The organism is Bradyrhizobium genomosp. III (assembly GCF_000261705.1).
GTDB lineage: Bacteria > Pseudomonadota > Alphaproteobacteria > Rhizobiales > Xanthobacteraceae > Bradyrhizobium > Bradyrhizobium ottawaense.
In genome coordinates this window covers 1-7,494 of sequence record NZ_AJQF01000541.1, presented here as the reverse complement: position 1 = coordinate 7,494, position 7,494 = coordinate 1, and the positions used below count along the sequence as shown (strand labels likewise).

Annotated in this window: 6 protein-coding genes and 2 pseudogenes; 5 read left to right on the top strand and 3 right to left on the bottom strand. The window is 58.0% G+C overall.

Annotation, left to right across the window (positions count from 1 at the left end; all coding sequences use genetic code 11):
* Window positions 1-573: HipA domain-containing protein (locus tag IC66_RS0141400; RefSeq protein WP_038951317.1), on the top strand; the 573-nt coding region annotated here is incomplete at its 5' end.
* 251 nt (window positions 574-824) lie between these two features.
* Here IC66_RS0141400 and IC66_RS44680 read toward each other — a convergent pair.
* Window positions 825-1,819: pseudogene (locus IC66_RS44680) on the bottom strand (IS481 family transposase).
* 213 nt (window positions 1,820-2,032) lie between these two features.
* Between IC66_RS44680 and IC66_RS44675 the strand changes: the two are divergent.
* The 4 genes from IC66_RS44675 (at window position 2,033) to IC66_RS0141365 (ending at window position 6,701) form a co-directional block, all read left to right on the top strand.
* Window positions 2,033-2,398, top strand: coding sequence for a Nif11-like leader peptide family natural product precursor (locus tag IC66_RS44675; protein WP_011084781.1), 366 nt, complete (start codon window positions 2,033-2,035; stop codon window positions 2,396-2,398).
* A gap of 716 nt (window positions 2,399-3,114) precedes the next feature.
* Window positions 3,115-3,582 (top strand): hypothetical protein, encoded by a 468-nt coding sequence (locus IC66_RS44665; protein ID WP_028143999.1) that lies wholly within the window; start codon window positions 3,115-3,117, stop codon window positions 3,580-3,582.
* A 46-nt stretch (window positions 3,583-3,628) separates the two neighbouring features.
* Window positions 3,629-4,021, top strand: coding sequence for a hypothetical protein (locus IC66_RS0141370; protein WP_011084778.1), 393 nt, complete (start codon window positions 3,629-3,631; stop codon window positions 4,019-4,021).
* A 700-nt stretch (window positions 4,022-4,721) separates the two neighbouring features.
* Entirely contained in the window at window positions 4,722-6,701 is a 1,980-nt protein-coding gene (locus tag IC66_RS0141365; RefSeq protein WP_011084777.1) for a RiPP maturation radical SAM C-methyltransferase, read from the top strand.
* A gap of 89 nt (window positions 6,702-6,790) precedes the next feature.
* Here IC66_RS0141365 and IC66_RS48875 read toward each other — a convergent pair.
* Both IC66_RS48875 and IC66_RS0141360 read right to left on the bottom strand, forming a co-directional pair.
* Window positions 6,791-6,915: pseudogene (locus IC66_RS48875) on the bottom strand (aldehyde dehydrogenase family protein); the annotation flags it as partial.
* Window positions 6,916-7,014: 99 nt separating this feature from the next.
* Window positions 7,015-7,233 carry a hypothetical protein gene (locus IC66_RS0141360; protein WP_223153707.1) on the bottom strand — a complete coding sequence of 73 codons (219 nt, stop codon included), beginning with the start codon at window positions 7,231-7,233 and terminating at the stop codon, window positions 7,015-7,017.
* Window positions 7,234-7,494 lie beyond the last annotated feature (261 nt).

The following is a 7,494-nucleotide window of genomic DNA, read 5'->3' as shown; positions in this document are numbered from 1 at the left end:
GGCCTGCCGCAGGAAGACTGCTGCCAGGCGCTGTCCGTTCCACCCGCGCGAAAGTATGAATCCGATGGCGGACCCGGCATCCGCAAAATCTCGGATTTCCTCAAGGGCAGCGATACGCCTGAGGACGACCAGGCCATTTTCTTCAAGGCGCAGATCGTGTTCTGGCTGCTTGCCGCCACCGATGGCCACGCGAAGAATTTTAGCATTCATTTGGCGCCGGGCGGTCGTTTTCATCTTGCACCGCTTTACGACATCATTTCGACCCAACCGAGCTTGGACGCTGGACAGATCAGCCAAAACCAAATGAAGCTGGCCATGGCGATCGGCAGCAACCGGCATTACATCGTCCACACGGTTCTCGGCCGACATTTCGTGCAGACTGCGAAAAGCTGCGGTCTACCCGACAAAACAGTCAAGGTTGTCATCCAGCAGCTCGGCGATACAGCCGCAAAGGCCATAGATCAGGTGCTGAATGCGCTTCCAAAAGGATTTCCGGAGAAGATGGCCATATCGATTGCTGATGGCGCAAAGCGCCGTGTGAATTCGCTGGCTGTGCTCAAGAGTAGTGAATGATCGCCGGTTTGCGCAAGCGTACGATGACCTCCGTGAACGGTGGCAGGAAGACCGGATCTACCAAACCAAACCTGGAAGCTGCCTACCAGAGGAGCAGCAGCGCGATCAGCAACAGGGAGCGTTGCCCGAAAGCAGCCAACCAGCGGCTCAAGAAACGGGCCCGGTTCAAGAACGGCGATTGCCGCTCTCCTTCGACGGCGAGCGGCCCGCGCCGTCCGTATGCAAGCTCCAACAGCGACTGCGTTTCCAAACTAGGTGTTTAGTCCCGGCATTTGCTGGAGCGGATTAAGTTTGAATCGTTCTGGCTGGGAAGTCCAGCATTTGCAGATGTATTCGTAGGGCGTGAGGCCCTTCAGGGTCTTCAGCCGGCGAGCGAAGTTGTAGGCGCGGACGAAGTCGGCGAGGTGGCTGCGCAACTCGTCATGCGTGTCGTAGTGGAAGCGCTTGACTGTGGCCTCCTTGATGGTGCGGTTCATCCGCTCGACCTGGCCGTTGGTCCAGGGATGCTTAGGCTTGGTCAGGCAACGATCGATATCATTGCGGGCGCAGGCCACCTCGAAGGCATGAGCCCAAAATGGTTGCTTTCGTTCGATCATGGCTTTGATATCGGCCACAGTCCAACTCCCACCGCTTGGGTCGGTGAGTGGGTGCCGTTGTCCGTCAGAACGGTGTGGATCTTGTAAGGGACTGCCTTGATCAAGTTCCGCAAGAAGTCGGCTGTGACACTCGTGGCTTTTCGTGCAACTCGGTGAAGGCGCACTTCGAGGTTCGATCGATTGCGACGAAGAGATAAAGCCCTCCCATCGCGGTGCGAACCTCGGCGATGTCGATGTGGAAGTATCCGAGATAGCTTTTGAACTTGCGCCTTACGCCCTTGCCATCCTCCACGTCGGAAGCCGTGAGATGCCATGGCGCTGAAGACAGCGATAAAGCGATGAGCGTGTCAGATGCGGGATTGTCGCCTGGAGAGCATAAAGGCAGTCATAGTCATCCAGCGGCAGCAGCGCATGCTTGCAAAAGGCGACGATGATGGCCTCCTTCTCAAGCGACAAACTGGTGGATTTTGGCTCTCTCGGGCCGGTCGGAAGATCGGCCACCGAACCGCGCTTCTTCCATTTTGCGACGGTCTTCGGATTGATCCATAACGCTTGGACAGCGCCCCCAGGCTCTCTTGACTATTTTGTATTGTTCGACGGATTGCCTCCGTCGTTGTGGCGCAGCCGTGAAGAACCTGCTCCGTTTGGATACTGTCAACGAAAACCTCGTCCCGCGTAGCGGGCCGATTGTCAGTTCGGCAACAAAGTGTCACCAAGTGGACGATACGCAGGGTCAGAAAAACGAAAAATCAGCAATCTTCAATTCGGCACGCCTCTTGCCCTGTTAACGGCGTCGGCACCAATCGCTTGTGAGCCCGAGATGGATGATTTGGCGACTTTGAGCAAAGGCACGGAGACTGGCTGTGTCGCGAACTGACGTAGAGCGATTCGTCAACGATCTGGGGAACGACGGTGGTCTGCTTGAACGCGTAAAACCAATTGCTACCGGCCTTGCATCGATTGTCGCGATCGGAAAGAGCCTCGGCTACAGCTTCACACCTGATGAAGCTAAAAGTTGCATTCGAGCTCGACAGAAGTTGACGACTAAACCGCTCGCCGGTGGCACTTTTAATTCGAGTGATACGATCTCGACCGGCGCTGTTCAGGCCCTTGCAGAGGTGGCCACGAGCGGCGCGCAAGCCGCGGAAGCGGCCTCTGACCACGCCACAGCAGTTGAGCCCGTTGCAGTTGTTGTGGTTGTTATTGTAGCGGTCGTGGCCGAGGTCTGACATGCCTTCGCTCTGACCGCATCGGGTGGTTGCTCGAGGAGGCGATGAAGTGCGATGAAGTGCGATGAAAACATGAAGTAAGCTTCGTCAATGACACACGCTGCCGCCGAGCACTACCGACAGATTTTTGACCGGCGTACCCCGGAGCAACTGCGCACGCTATCGCATCTCAAACGCTTCATGGAGCGGTTAGTCGGTGACGAGGAGTTCCGCAGGGCGCTTGCGGAGGCAATCGCCACCCCTCGAGCGGTAACAGAGCGGTACGGCATCAATGTGGATCCAATGGAGGTGCTGCCGCTCTGGCGCGGTGGCTACCAACAATACCGCTTCAAGCCGGAGTCTGCGCCGTGGCCGCTGGCTGTGATGTGGGATGAGTATCTCCGCGAGATGATGCGTCATCGCGACCTCTTGCGCGACGAAGGCGAGATGTCGACGATCAATCCTCGCTTTCATGCTTGGCGCGAGCGGCAAATCCGGCGCTGCAATGACCAATTGGGCGTGTCGGCGGCGTCGCTCACGCACCCCATAATCGCTTTCGAGCTAAGCGAAGGCTGCAGCGTCGGTTGTTGGTTCTGTGGCCTCTCGGCCGATCGCTTTACAGGCTATTACGACATAGCAAAGAGCATGCAGCGCTTTGGCGGGGCGTGGTTGGTGTCGCGAGCGAAATGTTTGGTTCTGCAGTCCGCACGGGCTTCTGCTACTGGGCCACAGATCCTATGGACAACCCACACTACGATCGCTTTCTGTTCGACTACTATCAGATTACGGGCGCGTTACCGCAAACAACAACCGCAGCCCCACTCAAGGATCCGGCACTCACCAGGCACGTGCTCGGGCTCTTCAATCTATATCGCACGACGACGAATCGTTTCTCCGTGCTGAGCAGGGCCCATCTTAATCAGATTCACACGGCCTTTTCGCCTGAGGAGTTGCTAGGAGTCGAACTCATCCTGCAGGGCAAGGAGGCGCAGACAGCAAAGGCCATGGTCGGGCGCGCGCGCGAGCGGAAGGAGAAGCGCAGGGGCGCTAACAAGGACGGTGCAATCGCCTTTCTGGAACGCAATCACACGACGATCGCCTGCGTTTCCGGCTTCCTCGTAAATATGCGGCAGGGGCGTTTACGACTGGTGACGCCGGTGCCGGGTAGCGATCGCTGGCCTCTCGGGTACCCGCATTCTGGGTGAACGCTTCTTCAGCACGCCTGACGGTTTCCGGGGCGGGCTGCAGAGCATGATCGAACAGTATATGCTCGAGAGCCCAGCCCATGACCTGCCGATCCGCTTCCGCAGGGACCTGCAATATAAGGCAGGGAACCGGTGCTTTCATCTTCGCTCACGCAACATGGAACACCGCGTGCTCGACGACATCGCCCCGATTTCCGTTGGCCCTTTGATCGCGGACGGCAACTGCACAATGTCGGAGCTGGTTATTCGGGTCGCAGCTGACGGAACAACCCTCCTTGGGGTCGCCGACTTGCTCGATCAGTTGTACATGACCGGGCTGATCGAAGAAGACCTCGACGACTGCTTCATCTGGCAGACCGGTGACTGGACGACGAGGCGCATCGAAGGAGTCAAACACGCGTCCTCCCATACGGGTGCAGATTGTGCCGATTCGCATTGAGGCACTACTTAGCCTCAAGCGACAGCAGCATCCCACCATCCAGCAGTGCTGAGCGCGATGACATGCCGCTCCGCATCCACGGTCCCTGGCTTCGTGGCGTGCACAACCGGCGTGACAAAAGAAGACCAGCGGGGTTCCGCGCTTGCGGCTTCGAGCCAAGCCCTCATTTCGGGCATCAGCGGTGCACGACTGGGACGCACGCGGTTAAGTCGAGAATGGCTTGCCCCGCCCAGTGGTCAATCAAATGGTTCTGCCAGACGACGGTGCCGCTGGTTCCGGAGAGGTCGTGGCTTTTCGTGGCGCGCCACTGCAACTTGCACTGGCGGTGATCCCTGCTAGCGGACGACGACGCGCCTGAAACTTTGATAGGTCCATGTGAATGACGACGTCAGTCCGTTCATCAATGATGAAAAACAGCGCGTCTCACTCGAGGGTGGCGCCGCTAAATACCAGAGCGGAGCCGCGTGCAGGCAATTATTCCCCGTTCGGCTCCAGCACTCTCTGCTTGCTCATGCCGTCCAGTCGCCGGGCAACGAACGTGACGCGGAAATCGTGGCTCGAAGCGGGCTGCCCACTAGCCGAATTAGCGACTTCATGTTCACGGCTCCGGTCAGGAGTCGCGCAGAATTCACTTTGCCGTCCGGCGCATGAGACTATGGCATGGCGAACGCACCTGTGCGCACATCATGAATAACGTGGAATGATTATGAGTATCGCTGTGCCAATCGTCCTAGTCAACATGCCTGTGTCGGCAGTCGAAAGGCCGTCACTGGCGCTTGGTCTGCTGAAATCAGCGCTGACCCAGGCTGGACTGCAATCCACCATAGCATATGCCAACATCTGGTTTCTAGAATACATAGGCATCGCCGACTATGGACCTCTTGAGAATTGCCCGCCAGAGGAGGCACTGGTTGATTGGCTGTTCGCGGGCATTGCTTTTCCCGGCTTCGAACCCGAACAAAACGCCTTCCTCGACCTCTATTTCGAGCGCAACCCGATACACGCAGGCAAAGGTATGGCCGAGCGTCGCGCGAATTTCCTTAGGCTGCGCTCGCTCATCGGCGGGTTTATCGACTGGACGGCTGACAAGATATTGGCGAAGCGGCCGGCTATGGTCGGGTGCAGCTCGACCTTCACCCAGCATGTCCCCTCGCTCGCGTTGCTGCGCCGGCTGAGCGAGCGCTCACTTGATCTTGTCACCCTCATGGGTGGAGCGAACTGCGAGTCGGTAATGGGGCGCAGCACTCACGCGCGTTTCCCATGGGTCGACTATGTCGTGTCGGGCGAGGCCGACGCACTGATCGGCCCGCTGTGTTGGGACATCCTAAATCGCGGCAGAGACATCCCGCCTGCTGACCTGCCATTTGGCGTTTTCGGCCCGACGCATCGCGAGGCCGGCTATCCCGCGGCGTCGACGCGCGACTTAGTGCCCCGCGCCGTGATCGAGAACATGCGTGACCTGCCGCTGCCGGATTTCTCGGACTATTTTGCGGAGGTTGAGGCGTCGCTCTACGCCGACCGCATCCATGCTGGGCTGCCGATGGAGTTCTCTCGCGGCTGCTGGTGGGGCGAGCGCAGTCATTGCCTGTTTTGCGGGCTGAACGGCGGATCGATGACCTACCGCCAGAAGCCCGCGGGGCAGGCCGCAGCGGAGATGATTGAGATGTCGGCGCGCTACGGCTCGTCGCGCATCGAAGCTGTAGACAATATTATGGCCATTGACTACCTTGAAAAGGCGCTCCCTCACCTCACCGCGCTACCCGAGAAGCTCGCGATCTTCTTTGAGGTCAAAGCCAACCTGAAGCGCCACGAAGTGGAAAAGCTGGCTGCCGCCGGCGTCCGCTGGATTCAACCGGGTATTGAGAGCCTGGATACTCGTGTTTTGAAGCTGATGCGCAAAGGAACGACCTCAGCGCACAATGTTCAGCTGTTGAAGTGGTGCCGTCAGTACGGCGTGCGGGTCAGTTGGAGTTTATTGTGGGGCTTTCCCGGCGAGTGTGATGCATGGTATGCGGAAATGGCCTCTTGGTTGCCGTTGCTGCATCATCTGCAGCCGGGACCTGCGGTACGCTTGCGATACCAGCGCTACAGCCCCTATCATTACACAGCTGAGAAACATGGACTGAAGCTGCTCCCGGCCGCCCCCTATCGCTACGTGTATCCGCTGTCGGAGCGCGATCTCTCGGAACAGGTATACTACTTCGAAGACAGCGAAGACCACGATGTCGGCGGCCATTTCACACCGCGCGACGAAAACCGCCCGGGGCTAAATGCCGTCGCCAAGGGCATCGATGCCTGGCTGAAAGCCTGGAGGGGGCCGACTTTCTCTATGCTGTCGATGCAGGACAACGGCGACGAAATCATAGTCGAGGACACGCGAGCCATAGCAATCGAGCGCGAACACCGCGTCAGAGGCCTCGAGCGAGAAATTCTTCTGGCCGCGGACGAAGGCTCGCCTGAAACTCGCCTGTGCGATCGGCCGGGCGCGGCGAATGTAATGCAGGGCGAGATTGATGAGGCGATAGCTAACATGATCGCCCGCAAACTGATCGTACGGCTTGACGCGCGGCTGGTTGGGCTCGCGTTATGGCATCCATATACGCCAATCCTTCCCCTGACTGCGTTCCCTGGTGGCTATCTCGACCGACGCTCCACGCCAGTGGCCCTCCCGCGCGAATAAGGAAAACTGCGGTGTGCACTTCGCAGGGCCACACCCCTCGCCTGTCTCCTTTGCTTGGCGCTCGCGCCAGCCTTGTCATTTTTTTCGCCCGCGTCGTTGAGCACAATCAACGGCGTCGAGCCCAAAGCTCCAACATATATGGTTTGAGATATTTGGCCGAAGCGGCGGCGATAATCGCGCCAACCCTAGTGGAGCCGATGAAGTTTATGCGGCGTTCGTTCCGCATTAGATAGCTTAAATATGCGCTACGAACTGCATCGCTCGATTTTCGTAGACTACTTCATCGGGCGAAAAGGAGAAACCGCATCGAACTTCAACTGTTTGACACAGGTTGCAGCTGCCAAAGCGTCGTGTAGTTTATCGGTTCGATCATCGGCTGTAATCGATCCAACTGCTTCGCCGCGTCCAGATCGACACATAGACTTACATTCGTGAGCGACGATGTCGTCACGACTGCACCATCATAAAATGCAGGCAACCCGCGCATCGTTTCGATGCCGGGGCGAATCCCCTTATCGTCCTCGATCATCATTTGCCGCATTTCCAAATTTATCCGGCGGACATCGAAGAATAGAGCCCCTCACGATTCACTGCATCTCCCTTAAGCTGTAAAACGATATGATGAACCGGTCCACGATTGCTATGCCGACGCGTAGGGTCAGGGCCTCGCTCGGCCGCGAAGCTTCTCGTCGGGCTGGTCAACGCTGGATTTGGAGTGCCTGTCAGGTTCCATGGCTCGATTGTTCTGATCCTCACCAGTTGTCCGTGAACAAGCCTCCAAGCACTTGATTGA

What these genes read in the sequence shown, in the direction of transcription:
- IC66_RS0141365 (WP_011084777.1), top strand. Translation starts at nt 4,722, where the DNA reads ATGATTATGAGTATCGCTGTGCCAATCGTCCTAGTCAACATGCCTGTG.
- IC66_RS44665 (WP_028143999.1), top strand. Translation starts at nt 3,115, where the DNA reads ATGGACAACCCACACTACGATCGCTTTCTGTTCGACTACTATCAGATT.
- IC66_RS0141360 (WP_223153707.1), bottom strand. Translation starts at nt 7,233, where the DNA reads ATGATGATCGAGGACGATAAGGGGATTCGCCCCGGCATCGAAACGATG.
- IC66_RS0141370 (WP_011084778.1), top strand. Translation starts at nt 3,629, where the DNA reads ATGATCGAACAGTATATGCTCGAGAGCCCAGCCCATGACCTGCCGATC.